At 43.8% G+C, this 22,750-nt stretch carries 11 protein-coding genes and 1 pseudogene; 5 read left to right on the top strand and 7 right to left on the bottom strand.

From position 1 onward, the window contains the following. Positions 1-16 precede the first annotated feature (16 nt). Both QUA38_RS11025 and QUA38_RS11020 read right to left on the bottom strand, forming a co-directional pair. Complete coding sequence (locus QUA38_RS11025) at positions 17-970, bottom strand: hypothetical protein (protein WP_333161679.1); 954 nt, start codon at positions 968-970, stop codon at positions 17-19. Between the two features lie 10 nt (positions 971-980). Next, positions 981-2,486 (bottom strand): MBOAT family O-acyltransferase, encoded by a 1,506-nt coding sequence (locus QUA38_RS11020; RefSeq protein ID WP_333161677.1) that lies wholly within the window; start codon positions 2,484-2,486, stop codon positions 981-983. A gap of 307 nt (positions 2,487-2,793) precedes the next feature. Here QUA38_RS11020 and QUA38_RS11015 point away from each other — a divergent pair, with 307 nt between their 5' ends. Further along, positions 2,794-3,048, top strand: coding sequence for a hypothetical protein (locus QUA38_RS11015; protein WP_333073182.1), 255 nt, complete (start codon positions 2,794-2,796; stop codon positions 3,046-3,048). 3 nt (positions 3,049-3,051) lie between these two features. Here QUA38_RS11015 and QUA38_RS11010 read toward each other — a convergent pair whose 3' ends face one another. Further along, positions 3,052-3,945, bottom strand: a complete 894-nt coding sequence (locus QUA38_RS11010; protein ID WP_333161675.1) for an EI24 domain-containing protein — start codon at positions 3,943-3,945, stop codon at positions 3,052-3,054. Between the two features lie 89 nt (positions 3,946-4,034). On the opposite strand from QUA38_RS11010, the gene QUA38_RS11005 reads away from it, so the two are divergent. Beyond that, complete coding sequence (locus tag QUA38_RS11005) at positions 4,035-4,826, top strand: 2-phosphosulfolactate phosphatase family protein (RefSeq protein ID WP_333161673.1); 792 nt, start codon at positions 4,035-4,037, stop codon at positions 4,824-4,826. 134 nt (positions 4,827-4,960) lie between these two features. On the opposite strand, the gene QUA38_RS11000 is transcribed toward QUA38_RS11005, so the two are convergent. Then, entirely contained in the window at positions 4,961-6,346 is a 1,386-nt protein-coding gene (locus tag QUA38_RS11000; protein ID WP_333161671.1) for a lipid-A-disaccharide synthase-related protein, read from the bottom strand. A gap of 163 nt (positions 6,347-6,509) precedes the next feature. Here QUA38_RS11000 and QUA38_RS10995 point away from each other — a divergent pair. Then, a pseudogene (locus tag QUA38_RS10995) lies at positions 6,510-7,073 on the top strand (Uma2 family endonuclease). Positions 7,074-7,136: 63 nt separating this feature from the next. Here the strand turns inward: QUA38_RS10995 and QUA38_RS10990 are convergent. The 3 genes from QUA38_RS10990 to QUA38_RS10980 form a co-directional block, all read right to left on the bottom strand. After that, positions 7,137-12,332 (bottom strand): PAS domain S-box protein, encoded by a 5,196-nt coding sequence (locus QUA38_RS10990; RefSeq protein WP_333161669.1) that lies wholly within the window; start codon positions 12,330-12,332, stop codon positions 7,137-7,139. Positions 12,333-12,738: 406 nt separating this feature from the next. Next, positions 12,739-14,031, bottom strand: coding sequence for an ATP-binding protein (locus QUA38_RS10985; RefSeq protein WP_333161667.1), 1,293 nt, complete (start codon positions 14,029-14,031; stop codon positions 12,739-12,741). 183 nt (positions 14,032-14,214) lie between these two features. After that, positions 14,215-16,533, bottom strand: coding sequence for a tetratricopeptide repeat protein (locus tag QUA38_RS10980; protein WP_333161665.1), 2,319 nt, complete (start codon positions 16,531-16,533; stop codon positions 14,215-14,217). 160 nt (positions 16,534-16,693) lie between these two features. Between QUA38_RS10980 and QUA38_RS10975 the strand changes: the two genes are divergently transcribed. Beyond that, entirely contained in the window at positions 16,694-19,243 is a 2,550-nt protein-coding gene (locus QUA38_RS10975; RefSeq protein ID WP_333161663.1) for a glycosyltransferase, read from the top strand. A gap of 127 nt (positions 19,244-19,370) precedes the next feature. Beyond that, positions 19,371-22,750, top strand: a 3,380-nt coding sequence (locus QUA38_RS10970) for a glycosyltransferase (RefSeq protein WP_333161661.1), incomplete at its 3' end; no start/stop codon positions are given.

Raw genomic sequence — 22,750 nt, 5'->3', positions numbered from 1 at the left:
CACACTTCAAAATAAATTACAAGCTTTCTTTTCTAGGCGCGGTGCCAAGAGAGCCCGTCGCTACCGTACTCAGCAATTTATCTCTCAAAAACTCAGCAAAATCACTAGCGTCGCTGCGAATCAAGTGAACCCCGTCATTGGTACGCCATTCTCGCTTTTTCGGGGGTGGCAGCCACTCAAAACGATCGGACGGAAACAGCTTTTTAACCAATTCTTGGACTTGTTTTCTCCTGATTGCAGCGTTAACTCGCGACTCTTGCGGTATGTCAAATAAAACTACTTTCGCCCCGCTATTTTTTTTGATTTCTGCGATTTGACTTTTAATAAAATCTGCTTCTTTTTTTATAGCTTCGGCATCTTTTTCAGACAAAGGTTGACTTTGAATATCAACTACCGTTTGGATAGCTTTTTGCGATAATTCGGGAGTAAGATATCGACCTTCTAATTTGTCTAGAGCCTCTCGCGTCACTTTTTGATTCGACTTCGAGCGACTTTTAAAAAAATCCACAAAAATGCTAATCGGACGGTATTCCTCTCTCATCATCGGTAGATACTGGCGTAACCAATAAAAAATAGGATAATACAAAGAATCAATTAATTCTGTATCTATTTTGCGAACAATAGTATCGTTAATTTCTACCAAAACAATAGGAGGCTTGCTTTTACTTCTTTTAACTATTTCTAAACCTGTTTGGCTCGCTCCTCCCCCCAAAGCTATGCTCTTTACGCCCTCTCCAATGTCTTTAATATTAAGGTTTGCAGCTAGCGAACTACCTACCATTACCATTTTTAGATCGGAATTATCCTGATATACATACCTTTGAGTTTTAACAATATTATTTTGAAGCAGGCTAACTCCGTCGGAAGCAGGCAAAACTCCGCCGCTGACGAGCACTTGATAAAAAGTCATTATAAACAGAAAAATTAGTACCGGGCGCAAAATTGGTCGTAACTGGAATTTGACAAACATAGAACACCTTCTAGAATTGGAAATAAATAAATTGTTTCGAGCTACCGCTGTTGAGAAAGATCATTGCTAGCATAATTCCTAAAGCTAAATCTTGATAAATGCTCCAGACTTTTTGGCCGTTTTTATTTGAATCCTGTTTCATGCGATTTTGCCAAGTGGGAAAATGGGGAATGTGATAAATCACTACTGGTAGCGAAAAAATTAGCGTCGGAATAATGTGACTCCAACCGGGCTTGACTTTATAGTTGCGAACTAAAGTAACTACGAAGTCAACCGCTTCTTCAAATCGAGGCAGTTTGAAAAGCAGCCATCCCACGGAAACAAAAGAGAAAATTCCTAAAACGCTAAGGCTGTCCAATAATAATTGCTGCCAGATTGTTTTGGTTTTTGCTTGATTTGGTTCTTGCAATTTGTTTTTGGATTTGTCGAACCCAAAAAAGCGTTCTACTGCTAAACCAAAGCCGTGATAAATTCCCCAAACTGCATAACTCCAAGCAGCCCCATGCCATAATCCTCCTAAAGTCATTACTATCATTAAGTTAACATAAGTTCTGATCTTTCCTTTGCGGTTTCCGCCGAGGGGAAAGTATAGATAATCTCGGAGCCAAGTGGATAGGGAAATGTGCCACCTTCTCCAGAATTCGGAGAGGGAACGAGAGATGTAAGGAAAGTCGAAGTTGTCGGGAATTTTGTAGCCCAAAGCGGCTGCAAAACCGATCGCAATTAAGGAGTAACCGGCAAAATCCGCGAAAATTTGTATTGAGTAGCCAAACAGCAGTGTCAGGTTGGTAATAGTTCCAAATCCTTGATAGTAGGGAAAGCTGATCCAAAAGGTATAGTCTTTTAAGTTGTCGGCGATGACCATTTTTAGGAAGTAGCCGACAACGAGCGAGCGAAAAATGAAACTCCAAGGAATATCTTTAAAATATTTAGGAATAATCTGGGGATAAAAAGTCTTGGATTTTAAAATCGGGCCTGACAGTAAATTGGGAAAAAAGCTAATAAAAAATGAAGTATTTAGCAAGTGTTGGGTGAGGTTTGGCGAGACGTAAGCGTTTGCTTCGGTTTCGCTTTTGTTTTTTTGAGTCAGTACGTCTACGATTAAACTTATGCCTTCAAAGGTGTAGAAAGAAATGCCAATTGGTAGAGGCAATTTTAAAAATAAATAAGCAATGCTGCCTTCGGAACGAGATATATTAAAAACATCAGTAACAAAGTTAGTTAGCAAACCAGCGTATTTAAACAAGCTCAAAATTAATACATTGAGAACGACTCCCGATAAAGCCCAAAAAAAGCGCTGTTTTTTGTCAGAAATTCTGGCAACTTGAAAGCTTACTGTAGCGTTGATAATAATGGAAAGTAGCAGGATCAGCAACAGTGCGGGAGCGCTCCAACTGTAAAAAATAAAGCTGGCAATTATCAGGATGGGAACCTGCACTTTTTGCAACGGAGGGAAATAATATATGGCGAAAACAATCGCAAAAAATACTAAAAATTCAATACTGTTAAATAACATAATTTATGATTTTGCTCTTTTACGTAGCCTGTGACCCACTATATCAAGCGCCTGGGACTCATGGCAAGAGTGGCCCAGAACCCGATCGCGATCGCGCATCCTACCAAAGTGTAGCAAATATCACTCTTTGTTAGCGCTGCGACTACCTCTTGAGATAGATGCGGAAATACCTCCCAGGGCGCGTTGTCATATCGGGAAACATTTCTTAACATATAGATAACAAAGGGAATCCGAGGAGACACCAAAAATCCTTAAGCCCTTGGGGTGCCCAGGTTAATCAGATTTTTCGCAAACAAGGGCTAAATCAATGAACAAGCTGCAAAACTCCGAAGTTTCAGCATTTTTGCCCATGCTCCAAAAAGGCATTTGGCTGTTTGGGATTCTCTCCTGGATATTCGGGCTGACAGATAGAACTATTGCACTATTATCTGACGGATATTTGTCGGCGATCGATATTGTCCAGCTATTTACAGCATCCTTTTTCTTCATTAGCTGGCTGTTGTTAAGCCCGTTTTTGGGGCTTAACTCCCAGAGTCAGCCGAAGGAAGAAGCATCTCCCTAGTTTTTAATTTGTAATGTTAGTTTCTCCATCGCTCTTTGTTTCTTCTGGGGCAAAACTGGCCGGCCAAATGCGATCGCAAAAAAACAAAGTTCCCGCCGTCACGCACAGCGGAATCGCCAACAGATTCAACAGGGGAATGCTCACCAAACCCAAACAAACTACACCAAAACTGCCGCTGGCCGGCAAACTCCCCCAAATTATCTTCAATTTCTCCTGAAAAGGTCGCCTCCGCCTCTCCAAAGGTGCATCTAAAAAGTCCAAACAGACAATAGTCGCGCCCAAAGCTACGCCACCCAAACTGCTAAGAATAGACCCGATGCCCGGCACAAAATGCAGCAGCAGCAGCGGTAGGCCGACGCTAAACAAAATTTGTAGTTTTCGCAGTTCAAAGGCGATCGCCCTTTGAATATCCCCAAAACTACTCGCCAAATTCATTGGTTCTTCTGCGGGCAATTGACCGTTCCGCAGCAGTTCCAATTGTTCGGAAAGTTTGCCGTACCAGGGCGAACCTAAAATCACGCCAAACTGCACTAACAAAAATCCAATTATCAGCAAAAGTCCTGACACTAGGAGTACGCGCAGCAGCCAGCCGAAAGCAACTGTTAACACGCCGAGAAAGCTCAGCCAAGCTGGAAAACTCGCAATTAGAGTATTAAATCGGACGGACAAATCGGCAACCAAAACGTCTATTCCTGCCAAACTGGGAAATAGCAAGCTTAAATAAAGACCAATACCAATTATAAAATTTAGCACCACGGGAACTAATACATAAGTCCACAGCTTGGGAGTTTGCAAAATCAGCGTGAAAGCTCGCAAAGGATAGGTGAAACCTGCGAGGAGTCCTACTGGTGCGGTAATGGCGGCGTGGGCGGGGTTTGAATTGAGCTGTTTTGACATATTTTCTGCTTTTGACGACTCGACTCTATTTTCTATTATCCACTTTCCATTATTATTGCTGATGAGGATTTATCGCAGGTAGCCCAAAAGTGAAGCTTTTTATTTACCATACCCCGGAACTTACGCCAGCCGACAAAATGCCGGCTTGCGCGATCGCAGTTGATGTGCTGCGGGCAACTACAACAATGGCAACGGCCCTGAATAATGGGGCGGAAGCTGTCCAAGTTTTCAGCGACTTAGATAAGCTAATGGCCGAGAGTGAAAAATGGCCTGCAGATAAGCGGATTCGCGCTGGAGAGCGCGGCGGCGGCAAAGTTGACGGATTTGACATGGGGAATTCCCCCCTCGACTGCACGCCAGAAAAGGTGGCTGGGAAGCGAATTTTTATCAGCACAACTAACGGTACTCGGGCTCTGCAGCGAGTGCAAGCTGCTGCAACTGTGTTAACGGCGGCTTTGATTAACCGCAAATCTGTGGTGCAGTTTTTGTTAAATAAACAGCCGGAAACTATTTGGATTGTTGGTTCTGGTTGGGAAGGGAGTTATTCGTTGGAAGATACGGTTTGTGCTGGTGCGATCGCCCAAAGTCTGCTAGCAGAAAGCGGTATTCCTGCGAGCGATTTTGCTGGTAATGATGAAGTATTTGGGGCTATTGCCCTTTATTTACACTGGCAAGATCGGTTGCATGAATTGTTGGAAAAAGCAAGTCACGGCCAGCGCCTCCTCGGTTTAGGTGTTATTGAAGATTTAAAATATTGCGCGCAAACGGATACTTTAGATGTGCTGCCTATGCAGCGAGAACCGGGAGTTTTGGTTAAGTCGGATTTTAAAATTCCTCAAGCTAATTTCTGGGTTCCATCATCAGAAAAAACGGCGAATTGAAATTTTCGGCGAATGCAGTATTAGTAAGGTGCGCCTAGGCGCACCCTACGGAAATTAGTAGATAGTTAGTGAACAATATTTTTTAATCAAGTAGAATTAAACATACTTGGTAGGGACAAAACATTGTTTTGTCCCTAGTCTATTCCAGCCAATTGAGAATTGCTGGATTCACCGCCGAAGCGCTGAATTAAACACTCGGCAATTCTGGCTGCTGCACCGGATTCTCCCATGCGCCGCAAGCCATTTTCAGCGATTAGCTGCAACCTGTCGGGGTCGCGGAGCAAAGACTGCACGGTGCCTGCAACTTCAGCAGGATGTTTGACTAAAATTAATGAGGGGCCTAACAGGCGACTTTGAGCTTCTGCAAAAGCTGGAGTAAATTGCGGGCCGTTTCCGGGAATGGCGATCGCCGGTTTTCCTAAACCTACAAATTGTTCTGTAGCAGTTCCGGCCATTGCTATTGCTAAATCTGCTTCGTACAAACAATCGTTAAAACTTTGCTGAGTCAAAATCATCGTGGCGTTTCTCTGCACAAATGTCAAGGGCAATAGCAAATTAGGAGATTCTTTCCGAATTTCTTGACCGCTAGAAATAGGAGGTCGCAAAATACTTCCTTCTCGCCGCTGCGTTCTAGTTTCCCCGTCTTGTCGCCAACCGAAAAATTCTAAACTAGGTCGCAAAGCTTCTAAGTTTAACTCTGGAGAAATGGCTCCGAAAAATAACAATTGGCGATCGGCAAACAGCGACAAAATTCCGGCTACAGCCTCTACTATTAACAGCCAATTAGCATAGGCTTCCGGCGCTCTAGAACCGGGCAGTAAGGTGATGACGAGCGATCGCGACCTTTCCCGAAACTCGGCGTCAGGGCCGTAAAAACCGGCGGGGTTTTCCGGTTCGAGTCCGTCCATCATCGGGTTTCCGAGATTGTAAGCGGGAATTCCCAGCTTTTGTAAAGTCTCGGCGGTTAGCGCGTCCCTGGCAAAAACGGCTCGACAGCGCGATCGAGTCATCAACCAGCGCTCCCAAGGCAAATAAACCGATCGCGGGCAACCCCACCAACCCAAGACTCGGGATTTGCGAGCCAGAGGCCCATTCTCGTCGCGCAAATAATACTCTGACTTGGCAGTACCGACAAACGCATAGGGCGCGCCGCTGACCCAAGCAAACAGCAGCGGTACAATATCCCCGCAGGCTAAAATAAAGCCGTCTTGATTCCCTGACTGTTGTTGCGATCGCGCCCAAACGCGGATGGCTTTAAACTGAGCGATTGTCAACTGAAGCAGGCCGCCTTTGACATCGCGCAAAAATTCCCTCCCGTCCATGTAAATAAAGCCGCCCGAAGGCATTCGCTGCACCGGGCCGATGATGCGGGCGTTTTCTAGTTGAGCGAAAGCTTGCCCTTCACCCACTAGCGGAAACACGGCTAATTCTGGCGGATGCGGGTGCTGTTGCAGTTCCTGCAAGATGCGAAGGGCGATCGCGTCTTCTCCGTGGCCGTTACTGAGGCAAAGTAATTTCAATCCCAACTCTCTCAAAAACTGTCTCTGAATATATAGAAGCAAGATTAGCCGCAGGATGCAAGGTGGTATAGCCGAAGGAAGAAGTCAGTCGAGCGCCGATCGCACGAGTCCGGTACTTTTGGGTAAAATAGCAGATCAAACTCTATTTTATAGGTAAAATCGGATGGTACAAACCCTGCCAAAATCTTTGACACTCCAAGAGTTTCTGAAGTTGCCAGAAACCAAACCAGCCAGCGAGTATATTGACGGTGAAATCATTCAAAAACCGATGCCTCAAGGAGAACATACTGTCATTCAAGGCGAGTTGACAAGCGCGGCTAATACTGCTCTCAAACCTCAAAAGGTGGCGCGAGCATTTCCAGAACTACAGTGCATTTTTGGCGATCGAGCGATCGTTCCAGACGTGACTGTATTCACTTGGGAGCGCATTCCTCGTAAAGAAAATGGTGCTGTGGCAAATGTGTTTGCGATCGCCCCGGATTGGACAATTGAAATCCTCTCCCCCGACCAAAACCAAACTAAAGTTACTAAAAATATTTTACATTGTCTCAAACACGGAACTCAAATGGGTTGGTTAATCGATCCAGAGGAGCAATAGGTTTTTGTATATCGGCCGACTCAATCAACGGAGGTGTTTGACGAACCGGAACAGTTATTGCCCATGCCATCTTTTGCCAGGGAATTGCAACTGACAGTAGAAGAATTATTTGGTTGGCTATTAGAGTGATATCATGTCCGAGCGAGCGACCGGACATGATATCACTACTGACCACTGACCACTGACTGCGGACTACTTCCCCTCGATATATTGCTTTAAAGTATTCCGAATTTGTTTGAGCTGAAATCCCTTAGCAAGTTGGCGCAGCTTCGAGATAAACGGTACTAATTTAGGTTCTAAACTCTCCAGCTTAGCACTCTCCTCAAAAATTTCTTCAATGTCGCCCATAGCAGCCAGTTTCAAAATTTTTGCTACCGACTCAGAAGCCGCAGGTAACAGAGAAGAATAAGCAGGAAAATCCGATGCGGGTGACAAACAGGGAGTTTTGCGCTTTTTGTTTTCCGAAGTTTCCCCGTAAATCCATTCTAGACCCAAATGCACGCGCAACTGTGCCAAAAAGTGATTTGCTTCGATCGGCTTGGGAAGAAAATCATCGCACCCTGCAAGGAGTTTCTCTTGCTGCGCCGCATCGAAAACGCTAGCTGACATAGCGATTAAAACGATATTTTGTAATTCCGGTAACTCCCGCAATCTCCTAACAGTTTCTAAGCCATCCATTACAGGCATTCCTAAATCAATAAAAATCACATCAGGTTGAAATTCAACTGATTTGTACAGGGATTCTTGACGGTTTTGTGCTTCGGCAACTTCAAATCCCAAACGCCTCAGCAACCTGCACAACAAATCGCGATTTAGTTGATTTTCATCCAGGATTAGCACTTTCCGCTTGTTGCCAACAAAACCAACAACCCAGCGTTTTTCCCGCAAAGGAGACACCTCTAAGTACCGTTGGACTGCGGGCACTTCTAAATCCAGCCAGAAAGTGCTGCCTTTTCCCAAAGTGCTGTTTACACCAATTTGGCTGCCCATCATTTTTGCTAATTTCTGGCTGATCGAGAGTCCGAGACCCGTACCTTCAACAAATGTATTGCCTCCTACTTGGTGGAATGGCAAAAATATTTCTTCTAACTTGCTTTGGTCTATTCCTGTGCCAGTATCCTCGACTTGAAAGCGAATTTTTAAAGTGTGTTGGGCTGCGTTCGCATTTTGGGCGAAGCGCAGATAATTTTCTTTCAGTTCCGAACTCAAAATCGATAATTCATAATTTTCGCCTTGCGCTCGACTCCAGGCCTCTGTGCCTAAATAGCCGACTTTAAAAGTCACACCTCCGCTGTTAGTAAACTTAATGGCATTGCTGAGTAAATTTATGAGAATTTGGCGCAATCTTTTTGGATCTACACAAACGCAGCTAGGCAGGGGAGATACTTGTTCGTAGTTGAATAAAATTTCTTTTTGCGAGGCCCGCATCTGAAATAGATCGGCAATGTTTTTTGTGAAATTTAGAAAATTTAACTCTTCTGGGTAGAGTTCCATTTTTCTAGCTTCGATTTTGGAAAGGTCTAAAACATCGTCGATTAGCATCAGCAGATGTTGACCGCACTGTTGAATATTGCTAAGACTTTCTTGCTGATCTGAGTTTAAATCTTTGTCGGTTTTCAAGATTTGAGCGTAACCTAAAACGCCGTTTAAAGGCGTGCGTAGTTCGTGGCTCATGTTGGCGAGAAATTCGCTTTTAGCGCGGTTGGCGCTTTCTGCGACTTCTTTGGCTTGTTGGAGGGCAGATTCTGCAAGTTTGCGATCGGCAATTTCGGTTTGTGCTTGTTGAAATAGCGTCGATTGCTGGATCGCGATCGCCAATTGCACGCACAATTGCCGGAGGGATTCTATTTCTGAGGAATCCCAGGGACGAGGGCCGCTGCAATCCTGGGCGATTAGCAGTCCCCAGAGCTGATTTTTTGCAGTCAGTTCGGTCTGGGAAATGCTTTCTTGTGCTTTTAAAATCGGCACTATTAAGTTAGCTTTTACTTCCAATCCTTCGAGAAATTTTATGTGGCATTCCGTCAAATTTTCTAGGTAAATATCTTCCATCGATCTAATACCGCCTTGCTGATAAATCTCAACAAATTTCTCTTTAAAACAGCCATCAAGATTGTTAAAGTTTCGCAGCGAAATTCTATTTTTTGCCACTGATTCCACAACGACAAAGCCACTCCAGTCGGGATTGAAACGGTAAATAACTGTGCGGTCTGTTTGCAGAAAGTGCCGGACTTCTTCGACAGCAGTGCTGAGGACTTCTTCTAAATTGAGAGAGGATCGAATGCGATCGAGCATGGCAACTACCAGCCGTTCTCGCCTTAATTGCTGCTGCAGGGCCATCTCGGCTTGTTTCCGTTCCGTGATGTCGGTAATTACTCCCACTAACCCGATTAAATGACCAGCTTCATCTTTAATGCCGTCGGCGCGAAATAAAGTTGTTACCAGTTCGTTGTTTTTAGTGTTGATTTTGAGTTCGCCTTGCCAAGATTTGCCTTTACGGATCGTTTTAAACATTTCTAACAGCACTTTAGTTTGGGGGTAAATTGCTGTTAATCCGCCTGCTGTGTTTAGTTCTTCTGCTGTGTAGCCGTACTGTTGAACAAAGGCTTGATTGTGATAGAATGATCGCCCTGTCAAGTCAGCAATGCCGATCGCATCGCTGGTGCTTTCCACTGCTTGAGTAACTCGCAGCAAATCTAATTCTGCTTGTTTGCGATCGCTAATATCAGTAATAGTGCCGATATAGCCTTTAATCTCCTGCTTGTCTCCGATTTCTGCAATTGCCTGACCTATCACCCAGATTACCCGACCATCTGGATGCTGAAAGCGGTATTCTGATTTAAAAGGTATTTTCTCAATAATTGCGCGATGCCATTCATTTTTTACCCGCTCGACATCATCAGAATGTATGGCATTCATCCAGCCAATTTGTGCTGCTAATTCTGCCTTTAATCCCGTAATTTCGCTCCACCGTTTATTCACATAAAGACAATTTCCCAAGGGGTCAGTATGGAATATGCAAACTGGCGATGCTTCTGCTAAAGTTTGGTAACGACGCTGGCTCAATCGAAGGGCTGATTCTACCTGTTTTCTATTAGTTATATCGCGGACTATAGAAATAATTTCGCCACCGACAAGCATTGTCAGCGACAATTCTTGAGGGAACTTACTACCGTCCTGGCGCTGACCGATAGCTTCTATATTGCAGTACCCTTTTTGCAAGAGCATCGGCATTATTTGTAGTTCAAAAAATATATTTTCTGCTTTGCTGTAGAGCATTTTCCATTTCTTCCCATACAGTTCGCTAGGGCTGGTCAAACCGTACATTTTCAGATAAGCGTCGTTGGAATAAATACATTCTTTATTATTATTAAAAATGGCGATACCGTCATAAGCAGCGGCCATTGCTACTGCTTGTCGCTGGAGTTGGGACTCTGCTTGTTTACGAGAAGTAATATCGTGACCAACTGAGTAGATTAAACCTTCTTCGCTAAATGGCGATGCCGTCCACAGGAAGTATTTGTAAGAACCGTCTTTGCAGATGTAGCGGTTTTCAAAGGAGATACTGGACGTACCCGCGATTAGTTTCGCTCCTTCGGCCGCAGTAGCTTTTCGATCGTCTGGATGAACAAATTCGATCATTGGCTTGGCAAACAATTCACTAATACTGTAGCCTAAAACTGTTGACCAAGCCGGGTTTAAACGTTTAAAATAGCCGTCAAAACCAACAATACAAAGCAAGTCTAATGAGATGGTAAAAAACCGATCGCGCTCTGTTTGTGCCTGCTTTAATTCAGTAATATCCATCACTAAACCGTCCCAGATAATGTCGCCTTCGCTGCCAGATTTGCTCTCATTAGTGAGCCTTTCTGGTCTCGCAGCTCCTTGCAGCCACTTAACTTTTCCAGATGGTAAAGTCTGCCGCCACTGCTGCTGCCAAGGTTCCAGCTTAGTGGCTGAAATTGCGATCGATGCTTTTAAATCTAAGAGATCGTCTGGGTGAATTCCATTGGAAATCAGTTCCGCATTTTGCTCTATTGCTTCTGCCTCTAATTCGTAGAGTTGGCTGCTGCCGGAAGAGATGTAGGGGAAAGACATTTTTCCAGTTGCTGACATTCGTAATTGATAAATTATCCCCGGCAGGTTAGCTACCAATTTTTGAAAGCGAGCTTCGCTTTGTTCCAGGGCTTTTTGTTGCTGTCTGTATTCGGTAAAATCTCTAATTGTACCCACTATTACTTTACTGCCGTCTGCTATTTGGAAGACGCTTTTTTTGGTAGAAATTATGTGTTCTCTCCCGGCAGAGTCTGTAAATTTTTCTTCTGTTTCCAAGCAGATTCCCGTTGTCAATACTTCTTCATCTTTTGTCCAAAAAACAGCAGCTTCTGCTTGGGGAAAAAAGTCATAATCTGATTTGCTAATCAGTTCTTGTCGCGATTTGCCGACCAACTGACAAAAAGCATCATTTAATATCATCCAGCGGTGTTGCTCGTCTTTGACAAAAATTGGGTCTGGCGTAGCATTTATGGTGTGGTTTAAAAATTCTTCTGACGCTTTCAGTTTTGCTTCGTAGCGGTAGCGATCGCTAACGTCCAACACTACTTCGATCATCCGGTTGATTGACCCGTCCTGGCGGCGGATGCAGCGCAGGGAAACTCGCGTATGAACTATTTCGCCGTCTTTTTTGAGCCACCTTTTGTCTGAGATGTAACCGTCGATCGTACCTGCTAACATTTGAGACAATTTTTCAAGATTGGCTTCAAAATCCTCTGGATGAGTCAACTCTAGCCAATTGTTCTGCATGAGTTCGTAGCGTTCGTAGCCCAGCAAATTGCACAGGGCATCGTTAACTTCTATCCAATTGCAATTTTGAGGAATTTCGCAGTCAATAATTGGAGCGATGATGGCAATTCCGATCAGGGAATTTTCCACCACCGAGCGATATTTTTCTTCGCTGTTTCGCAAAGCATCTTGACTGTTCTGGCGTTCTATAGCGTAACGGAGCGATCGAATTAACAGTTCGCTGTCGATTTTTCTTTTTACCAAATAATCCTGTACACCGACCGAAATCAACCGCAGGGCAAGTTCTTCGTCGTTTTGGGCGGTCAGAACTACGATCGGCACATTTACCCCGTACTCTTGTATCCGAGCCACCGTCTCGATTCCCACACTATCTGGCAGTGAAAGGTCTAATAAAATTATGTCAAAAGTTTCTTGATTCAATCGCTGCTGCGCTTCGCTGAGGCGCTCTACTTTCGTCAGCACTATACGCTGCGCGCCGCCTATTTCTGACAGCAAATCTTCAATCAGCTCAGCTTCATGAGGGTTGTCTTCTACTAACAGAACTTTAAAGCAGATAGGAGGCAAAGCTAAGTTAAAAACTGCTTTCATAATATTTATTGACTAACAAAATATTAAACTAACTTGAATTTTACCTTTTATTTTAAGGGCTGTCATTCAATTCACGTACACATACATCGAGCGTCAGATTGGGGAGAGTAAGCAAGCGCTACAAAAGTTCTGTTTTAATTAAGATTTTATCACGCACCAACTCGACTGTCAACGGAAAATAAATTTTATTCTAACTGACATTTATACCACTTAAAAAAAGAATGCAACTGTAGCCCATCCCCCACCCGGATAGTCACAGTTATCCCCAATTATTCAATCTTTTCATCTGCACTATTAAATAGTGTCAACTTCTAGATTATATCTTTTAGGTTGGGATTTCTAACATAGAAAGTATTTAATTTTACCTAGCTTATAGCTTCTACATTTTGCAGAAATTATGTCTCAATTAAGCGAGAGTAAAGTAAAAAGTTGAACCTTGCTCCGGTTCCGATTCCACCCAGATACATCCGCCGTGAAGTTCCACAATCTTTTGACAAATTGCTAAACCAATACCTGTCCCCGAATATTCTCTTTGAGTATGCAAGCGCTGGAAAATTTGAAAGATACGTTTTTGATGCTGGGGAGCAATCCCAATTCCATTATCTGAGACAGAAATTAACCAGTTTTCCTCCTGTTTACAAGCGGTAATATGAACCACAGGTGGTGCATCGTGGCGATATTTAATCGCATTGCTGACTAAATTTTGAAATAGCTGTACGAGTTGAGAAATATCCCCCATTACCGCAGGTAATTCGCTGTATGTGACAACGGCTTTAGTCTCACGGATCGCCCCTTGCAGGTTCGCGAGTGCTTGCTCGACTGCGTGATTGCAATCTATCAGTTCAAAAGGTTTCCGACTCCGGCCAACGCGCGAATATTCGAGTAAATCGTCAATTAAAGTTTGCATTCTGGTGCAGCCCTGAACGATATTGCCGATAAACTTACTACCTTGGCTGTCGAGTTGGTCTTTGTAGCGTTTTTCTAAAAGTTGAGCGTAACTGGCAATGGTGGCTAAAGGCGCCTGCAAGTCATGAGAAGCCACATAAGCAAATTGTTCTAGTTCTGCATTTGAACGCGCTAATTCTTGGTTAGATTTTAATAGAGCAGATTCAGCGCGCTGGCGGTGGGATATCTCTTGTTGGAGTACCAAATTTTGCTCTTGCAGAGCTTTTTCTACAGCGCGCCTGGTGCTGATTTCTTGTTGCAAAATTTTATTTTTTTCCTGAAGAGTTTTTTCTACTGCTAAGCGACTCGTGATTTCTTCTTGCAGCAGCATATTTTGTTCTTTTAGCTGCTTTTGTAAATTCCGTAGGCTGAGGTGACTTTCGATGCGGGCGAGAACTTCTTCAAACTGAAATGGCTTGCTGATATAGTCAACAGCTCCCACAGCAAATGCGTTTACTTTGTCAAATACTTCATCTTTAGCGCTGATAAAAATTACCGGGATTTCGCGAGTTTTTGCTTCTAGTTTCAAGTGCTGACAGACTTCGTAGCCGTTCATTTCCGGCATCATTATGTCGAGCAAAATCAAATCGGGTGGATTAGAATTGCAGGCTCTTATAGCCATTTTTCCGTTAATCACGCAGCGGGGGGTGTAGCCCCTCTGAGTCAACATCGTAGACAACAGACGCAGGTTTTCTGGTGTATCGTCTACTACTAAAATGTTTCCTAACGGCGTCCCTGGTTGGTGATTGTTCATTAATTATTTCCCAGTTCCTCTTTTTTTCACAAAAAATGTTTACAGCTATTTTATTTAGGATTTACGGAAAACACCCGGTTTCTAGTAGGAATATTGGGGAAATAAAACGATAAATCCGCTCATAAACCGGGTGTTTAGCCGTTTGTGAACAAGCAAGTCCTGTTATTATTCCTTTACCAATCCTCAAATCCCCAGCAGCAGAGTCAAAGCATTATTGTCCCAAGTCAATCCTTTGTCTAAAACATTAAATCCCGCGACTTTGCACATAGCTTCTAAAGCAGTAGCTGTAGGCAGCCACCAGCACGCCGCAAAGTTGTTTATGTCAAAAACTGCTTTCTCAGTTATCCCTATAAGTTGGTTGTTGTTGATGTATGTCCGCCAATAAGCTGTTAAAATAGCTCTTTCTGCGTCGTCCAAAGCCGGAATAAACATTACTCCAGAAGCGGGAATTTCATAGCGTCCCAAGTCATTTTCTATCACTTCTTGAGTAATAGCTGAAGTGAAAATTAAATGCTCGCGAGTTATCTGACGCAAAGCAACTAAAATCTGCAACGGATGGGGGTGATGGTACAAAACTCCTGCACAGTGAACTACGTCGTAAGGCTCGCCAATGTCTGCAAGCTGAATCTGAGTGATATCTTGATTGATACAGTGATAATTAGCAATATTTAAACTTGTCATGCGATCGTGAAAATCTTGCCACCAGTGCATGGATGCCGGCATGGCATCAATCATTGTCAGAGAAACTGCACCGTATTTGCTAGCTACAGATACTTTTTCGCTGACAGCTCCCCACAAGCCACCGACTTCTGCAAAAGTCTTGCCTTTGGCAACTCGGGCGATATAGCGATCGCGAATATCCTTAGCTTCTAACTCTAATAATAGAGTAGATTCCCCTGTTTGACGCTGTTTTTCTAAAATCTCCTCTAATTTTTGGGAAATTTCTGGATCTTTGGGTCTAATTTCTAATGCCATCAAGTACAACATTATGGCTTCGTTACGCCGATCGCTCTCAGCAAACTTTTGGGCGATTTCGCAGTAAAATTCAGGAGCGTGCAGCGGCTGCATTTCGTGGTGATAGTAGCTAGTTGCTAGATCTGAATCTACCGGAGTTCTTTTAATTAGAGCCTTACCTAACTTCATGTAAATTTTCGGTAGACACGGGTCGATTTTAAACGCACAAAGGTAGGCAGAAACAGCATCGTTCCATTCGTGGCTTTCACTCAAAGCATCGCCTAAATTGTAATAAGACCAAGAAATATGGGGATTAAGTTGGATAGCACGTTGATAAGCGGTAGCTGCGGCTTTCCACTGTTGAGTTTTTAACAGAACTTCTCCTAAATTGTGGTAAGTCCAAGAGAATTCTGGATTGAGTGCGATCGCCCGCCGATAAGCGAATGTTGCTGGTTCAAACTTTTGAAGTTTAACTAAAGTCAAAGCTAAGTTATAATGAGACCAAAATAAATCTGCATTTAGGGTGATCGCTCGTTCGTATGCAGCCTCAGCTTCTGCCCACTTTTCTAGTTTTAAAAGAGCATCTCCTAACTTGTGAAAAGCTGCGAAGAAATTCGGGTCTACTTCAGTAGCGCGCTGGTAAGCCATAGCGGATTCCGACCATTCTTCTAATCGATCGCAAGCTGTACCGATGCTGTAGTAAGACCAAGAATAATCCGGGTTAATTTCAACAGCCGTGCGGTAGGCGATCGCAGCTTCTTGCCATTTTTCTAAATTGAGCAGCACGCTGCCTAAGTTGTAGTATGACAAAAAAGAATTGGGATTTAAATCAATACTTTTTCTGTAGGCAGCATCCGCTTCGCGCCAGAGATCCTTAGCTTGCAAAACATTTCCTAATTTGTAATGAAGCTCCGAAATATCCGGCTGGAGTTTAATCGCTTTGCGATAGTTAACAATAGCTTCGTCCCACTGTTTCAAGTCGCTAGCAGCTTCTGCTATTCTGCAATAAGCTTCGCAACAACTCGGATTTAAAAAAATGGTGCGATGGTAACAAACTAGCGCTTTTTCAGGCTTATTTTGGCTAAGCAAAGTATTACCTAAATCGAGATATTCTTCTGCTGTTTCTATCGGTTCCACGATCAGTGCTTGATACCAACAGTTTGCTGCTTCTTCAGCTTGACCGACTTGGGTAAATATCCGGCTCAAATTACGGTAAAATCCTGCAAAGTTTGGTTGCAGGGAGATGGCTTTTTGGTAACAGGCGATCGCCTCTTGCCACTGTTCCAAAGTAGCGCTGAGAGTGCCGAGGTTAGCAAAAGCTTCGGCAAAATCGGGTTGGTGGGCGATCGCAACTTTATACCAATACCTTGCGTCTTCTAGTTTACCCTGAGCTTGCAGCGCCTTTCCCAAGGTCTTGCAAGTCTCTGCTGAGTTGGGTTCAGATCCCAAAACTTGTTGGCAAAGTGCGATCGCTCGATCGAAGTTGCCTGTAGCTAAATAAATTTCTGCCTGTTGCTGAAAATTCACCTGCGCTGTTTCCGAATTCATTTTTTATGTCCCTTTTGAGTAATCATTCCATGTAAAATTATATGCTACACTTTGCCAAAGTTCAAGCTTTTGTAAGTAGAGCTACTGAACATAAAATAATGCTGAATGTCCGCCACATTAATCTAAACTAGATAATCATAGGTTAACAGCGAGCTAAATAATGTCAACAGTCAATCAAACACCGCTAATCAGCGTAATTATACCTGTATATAATGGCAATCGCTACATCGTACAAGCGGTAGAAAGCGCCCTCTGTCAAACTTTTACTAACTTGGAGATTATAGTTGTAGACGATGGTTCGACCGATCGCACGCAGCAAGTATTGCAGCCTTATGTTGACAAAATTCGCTATATATACCAGGAAAATCAAGGAGTAGCAGTCGCCAGAAATATTGCTTGCCAACTAGCGCAAGGCGAGTTTTTGGCATTTCTAGATGCCGATGACTATTTCCTACCATCCAAGCTAGAGAAACAACTAGCTTGCTTTGACGCTGACCCCACTTTAGATATGGTGCAAACAGGTTGGTTTATCGTCGATGAAAGCGGACGAGAGATTTCTGCTGTCAAGCCTTGGCAGCAAGCGCCTAAATTAGATTTAGAAAGCTTTATTCTATATAAATGCGTGCGGCCGAGTGCGATAATGCTGCGCCGAAAGTGGTGGATAAAATTGGGCGGTTTCGATTCTCAGTTTCCACTAGCAGAAGATTTAGACTTTGCCTTGCGTTTAGCTTTAAATGGGTGCAAAGCAGTTTGGTTAGAAGAAGCACTTACCTGTTATCGCCAGCACAATTCTAATCTCATGTCAATCGGTTTTCACGTAATAAAGAATATAGAAATTGTGATGAAGAAATTCTTCACTCGACCCGATTTGCCTCAGTCAATCCGGCAGTTAAAAAACCCGGAACGCTATCAATGCTTAAAGTGGCTGGCATGGCGGATGTATCGCGACGGTCATCTAGCAGAGATGGCCCAGTGTTTAGAAGAGTCATTGCAATATACGCCTTTTTCGCCCACAAAAACAGTTCTGAATTGGCTAGAAAGTTTTCAGATGGCTTCGGAAGAATATGGTGAAAATTTTGACGCTTATTCGCTGAGTAAGTTAGCGGAATGGCAAGAAATGATTCTTATGGTGATGACTAATCCGCCCCAATCTCAACAGAGTTCTATTCTTCCCACAGCTTCAAAAGCGCAAGCCCACATTCTACTCTACAACACCGACGATCCGGGCGTGGGAGGATTAGCGCAGTACAATCATGCGATTCTTTGTCAGTTAGCCCTATTAGGCTATCGAGTCACTTGCGTGCAAACCAAACATTCTAGCCCCTTGCTGGAGCGAGAACGAGAGTTAGGTATAGAACACTTGTGGCTGGATTTTAGCGGCCATAAAGATTTACAGCGGGTGTTAAGAAATACTCAGGATGCACGAGATCTTTTTGCTAGCAATCAACCGGATATGATTATTTTTAGCGATGGTTGGCCATTTTCCAATTTTGCAGCTAAGCAGGTAGTTATTGAAATGGGAATACCATACATGATGGTGATTGGGTTAGTTATGCCCGAACACGCAACTTTTGCCGGCGGGGATATAGTGCCTTATGTAGAAGGAGTGCTCTACCACTGCCTGCAAGCTAGAGCCTTGATTGTTGGCGCTTACGAACATTTGAATTTATTATGCCAAGATTTCAAGTTGCCAAAAGAGCGAGGACAAGTGATTTACTTGGGGCGTTCTCCCAAATATTTTGCACCTTCTAATGCTGCGTCTCGTCAACGCCTGCGACAAGAAATAGACATTCCTGAAGATGCGATTGTTTGTTTCACATCGGCTCGATTGGCATCGATTAAAGGGCATCGATATCAGATCGAAGCAATCAAGCAGTTGCAGCAGTCTCCTGTGTGGTCTAAACTGTATTTTGTGTGGGCAGGAACTGGTGAGGGAAGCGCTGACAATGTAGAAATAGAATTGAGGGAAACTATTAAAGAGTTAGGCGTGAGCGATCGCGTAAAGTTGATCGGACAGCGCTGGGATATCCTAGATTGGCTGGATGCTAGCGACATATTCATTTTGACTTCTGTGGCAGATGCAGCACCTTCTCTTGCAGTTATGGAAGCGATGGCGAAGGGATTGCCGGTAGTTGCAACGGCTGTGGGTGGTATTCCTGAAGGGCTTGGTGATGCTGGAAAATTGTTGCCCGATCCGAATACCGATCCAGAGGGAACCGCGAGGGAATTGGCGAAAACTGTAGAAGCTTGGGCGATGAATCCAGAATGGCGGCATCAAATCGGTCAAGCTTGCAAGCAGCGGGCAGAGAAACTATTCAAAGAGGAACGGATGTTGGCAGAGTCGATGGAGGCGATCGAAAAAGCTTTACTTGGCGATGATCGCCAAACAGATCCATTTGTTACTCAAAAAAAGGTGCAGAGGTCAATGGCGAAAATAGAAAGCCTGGTGAACTACAGCTCTTTAGTATGGAATGCTTGGCAGGCTTACTGTCAAGAAGATCTACGCGCAATGCAGAAGTGGCTTCAAGAATCATTGAAGTACACACCTTTTTTGACAACAGAAACTCTGTTAAACTGGGTAGAATATTTTGGAAATTTTTCGTCAGCTAAAGGGCATAATTTAGATACATATTCTCTAATTAATTCAGCCGAATGGCAACAATTAGTCGAGGAATTACAAGGTGTTGAATCTGTCTTTTATGCACGCTAAAATACCAGATTTACCTTTCAAACGAGGATTTGTGTCAGCAGTATAATTGCATCTTCCTTCTTCCTGACCTCCGTTACATCCGTTTCAGAATCCGTTGCCGCACCCTTCCTTATCACCGATAAAATTCATGTCAATAGCAAATCCGACACCGCGAGTAAGTGTAATTATTCCAGCATATAATGGCGATCGCTACATCGCGCAAGCGGTAGAAAGCGTCATCAGCCAAACCTATAAAAACTGGGAAATTATCGTCGTAGACGACGGCTCAACCGACGATACCCGCCAAGGATTGCAGCCTTATTTTGACAAAATTCGCTATGTTTATCAGGAAAACCAAGGAGTAGCTGCCGCCCGCAACCGAGGAATTGAGGAATCCCGAGGTGAATTAATTGCTTTTTTAGATCAAGATGACTTTTTCTTGTCCGATAAGTTAGCTGGACAAGTTGTGTTATTTGACGCTCAGCCATCACTAGGAATTGTTAATAGTGGCTGGCGAATGGTTAAAGAGCAAGGCGAAAGTATTTTCGATGTCACACCCTGGGAATACTTGCCTCAGCTAGACTTAAAAACCTGGATTGTTTATCTGCCACTACTTCCCAGTGCGATGATGTTTTCGCGGCAGTGGCTGGAACGAGTCGGTGGCTTTGATTCTCAGTATGATTCAGTAGATGATGCCGACTTAATCTTGCGTTTAGCACTATCTGGCTGCGAAGCTGCTTGGTTGCCTCAAGTGACAGTATGCTACCGCCAGCACGGGCAAAATGTGTCCATCCAGAGAGCGCTAAAACAGGCAAACCTTTGTATTAAATTAAAGCAAAGTTTCTTCAGTAGAGCCGAATTGCCAGAGGACATCCGCCAATTAGAAAAGCAGGCGTTGTATGAAGCTCTGACATGGATGGCGTGGCAACTTTTCTACAGCGGCTATCCGGCAGAAATGACTGAGTATTTGCAAAAATCTTTGGATTATACTCCGTACTCCCTAACAGCAACTATAGCAGATTGGGTAAAGCGCATCACTGAAATTGCTAAAACCTACGGTCGCAATATCGATGCAGCTTCTCTCCGACAATTACCAGAATGGAAACAGTTAATGGCTAGTATTATTACCCCCAAAAAAGTTCGTGTCAGTGTCGTCATCCCGGCTTACAACTGCGATCGCTACATTGTCAGAGCCGTAGAGAGTGTTCTGGGCCAGACTTATCAAAACTGGGAAATTATCGTCGTAGACGACGGCTCAACAGACAACACTAGACAAGTTTTGTCACATTACCTCGATGTAATTCAATACATCTATCAAGAGAACCAAGGAGCAGCAATTGCTCGAAATCGTGCTTGTAAGTTAGCACAAGGGGAATTTTTAGCTTTTCTAGATGCTGACGACTTCTTCTTACCAAAAAAACTAGAAAAACAAGTAGCTTGCTTTGACGCTGACCCCACATTAGATATGGTGCAAACAGGTTGGGTTATCGTTGGAAAAAACGACGAAGGCATCTATGGAGTCACGCCTTGGGAAGAAGAACCCAAATTAGATTTAGAAGCTTTTGTTTTCTACAAATCCGTGCGTCCCAGCGCCATGATGCTGCGGCGAGAATGGTGGGAACGCTTGGGTGGTTTCGATCATCGCTTGCCGCCAACCGAAGATTTAGATTTTGTGCTACGTTTAGGTTTAAAAGGCTGCAAGTCAGTTTGGTTAAAAGAGATATTAACCTGCTATCGTCAGCACGACAGCAATATCATGTCTAACGGCTCCAAATTAATGAAAAATACGGAAATTTTGATGGAGCAATTTTTCGCTCGGCCAGACTTACCTCCGCACATCCGTGACTTGAAACGCGCGGAACGTTACAAGTGTTTTGTATGGATAGCATGGCGGATGTACCGCGACGGATATTTGCCAGAAATGGTCGAATGTCTGGAAAAATCTCTGTATTACACTCGTTTGACAGGCACTGAAACTGTTTTTAATTGGCTAGAAAATTTTAAGGGGGTTTCGGAACAGTACGGCTACAACTTTGATGCCTATGCCTTAACCAATTTACAGGAATGGCAAGACATCGTGGCGATCGCAGCGAACAATCCTTATCAGTTTCAATCGCCTCCCAGTTCGACTTCTCAGCAGCCAAGACAGCACGTACTCCTGTACACAGAAGATTCAGGAGTCGGCGGATTGGCTCAGTTTAACCACTCGCTGATGTGTAAATTAGCTGCGGATGGCTACCGAGTTACCAGCGTTCAAAGTCAAACTTCTAACCCTTTAATTACCGAACAAAAACAGCTCGGCATCGAACATATTTGGCTAGAGTTCGACACGATGAAAGAGTTTTTGCGAATAGCTTACAATTTGGATGATGCTCAAAAGATTTACGCCCAGGCTCGACCGGATTTAATTATATTTAGTGACGGCTGGCCGATGGCTAACTTTGCAGCCAAACAAGTTGCGATCGAGCAAAATATACCGTACATAATCAGTCTGGGTTATATCAATCGCAATTATGAAACCTTCGATCGGGGCGATCAAATTCCCTATTTCGATGCAGTTGCCTACCAGTACATGGTAGCCAAAGCAGCAGTAGCAGTTTCCCACGAGAATTTAAACTTGTTCCAAAGTCTATTTAAAGCACGTCTCGAACGGGGAAAAGTAATCTATTATGGCAGACCAAATAGTTATTTTGAGCTGCCGAATATTTCAACTCGCCAACGCCTGCGTCAAGAACAAGGAATCCCCGAAAATGCTGTTGTTTGTTTTACGGCGGCGAGATTGACTCCAATCAAAGGATATCAGTATCAATTGCAGGCGATCGCCCAATTGAAAAATCGTCCGATTTGGTCGCAAATTTACTTTGTTTGGGCCGGGCCTGGGTCTACTACTCACGATAACATGGAACCTGAATTAAGAGCAACTGTGAGCCAATTGGGAGTAGAAGAACAGGTGAAATTCTTAGGACAGCGCTGGGATATTGCCGATTGGCTCGACGCGAGCGACATCTTTATTTTATCTTCTCAAGCAGAAGGAATGCCGCTAGCAATTATGGAAGCAATGGCGAAAGGATTGCCCGTAATTGCCACAGCAGTCAGCGGTATTCCCGAAGAATTGGGAGATACGGGAAAGCTACTACCCGATCCTACAATCGACCCAGAAGGAACAGTAAAAGAGTTAGTAGAAACGGTGGAAATATGGGTAGAAAATCCCGAAGCGCGCAGGCTTGCAGGACAAGCGTGCAAAGCGCGAGCCCAAGAATTATTCAAAGAAGAACGGATGCTTCGGGAATATGGAGAAATAATTGAACAGGCATTTGTAAGTGATGAGAGCGACAGTTTCTCTATTAGTACGAAACTCAAAAAGCAGGTACAGCAGGTGGATCGCTTGCTGAAATACTATTATTTAGTGTGGAAAGCTTGGGAGGCTTACGATCGGGGACATATGTCCGAAATGGTGAATAATTTGCAATCTGCTTGGGCTTGCACACCTTATTTTACCACAGAAACTATCTTTGATTGGGTGAAAAA

Origin of the sequence: Microcoleus sp. Pol12B4 (assembly GCF_036701385.1) — a bacterium.
GTDB lineage: Bacteria > Cyanobacteriota > Cyanobacteriia > Cyanobacteriales > Microcoleaceae > Microcoleus.
The sequence above is the reverse complement of the archived record's forward strand: the minus strand, read 5'-3'. Positions and strand labels throughout refer to the sequence as shown.

Coding starts and splice junctions, on each gene's coding strand:
- QUA38_RS11025 (WP_333161679.1), bottom strand. CDS start 970: ATGTTTGTCAAATTCCAGTTACGACCAATTTTGCGCCCGGTACTAATT.
- QUA38_RS11020 (WP_333161677.1), bottom strand. CDS start 2,486: ATGTTATTTAACAGTATTGAATTTTTAGTATTTTTTGCGATTGTTTTC.
- QUA38_RS11015 (WP_333073182.1), top strand. CDS start 2,794: ATGAACAAGCTGCAAAACTCCGAAGTTTCAGCATTTTTGCCCATGCTC.
- QUA38_RS11010 (WP_333161675.1), bottom strand. CDS start 3,945: ATGTCAAAACAGCTCAATTCAAACCCCGCCCACGCCGCCATTACCGCA.
- QUA38_RS10990 (WP_333161669.1), bottom strand. CDS start 12,332: ATGAAAGCAGTTTTTAACTTAGCTTTGCCTCCTATCTGCTTTAAAGTT.
- QUA38_RS10985 (WP_333161667.1), bottom strand. CDS start 14,031: ATGAACAATCACCAACCAGGGACGCCGTTAGGAAACATTTTAGTAGTA.
- QUA38_RS10980 (WP_333161665.1), bottom strand. CDS start 16,533: ATGAATTCGGAAACAGCGCAGGTGAATTTTCAGCAACAGGCAGAAATT.
- QUA38_RS10975 (WP_333161663.1), top strand. CDS start 16,694: ATGTCAACAGTCAATCAAACACCGCTAATCAGCGTAATTATACCTGTA.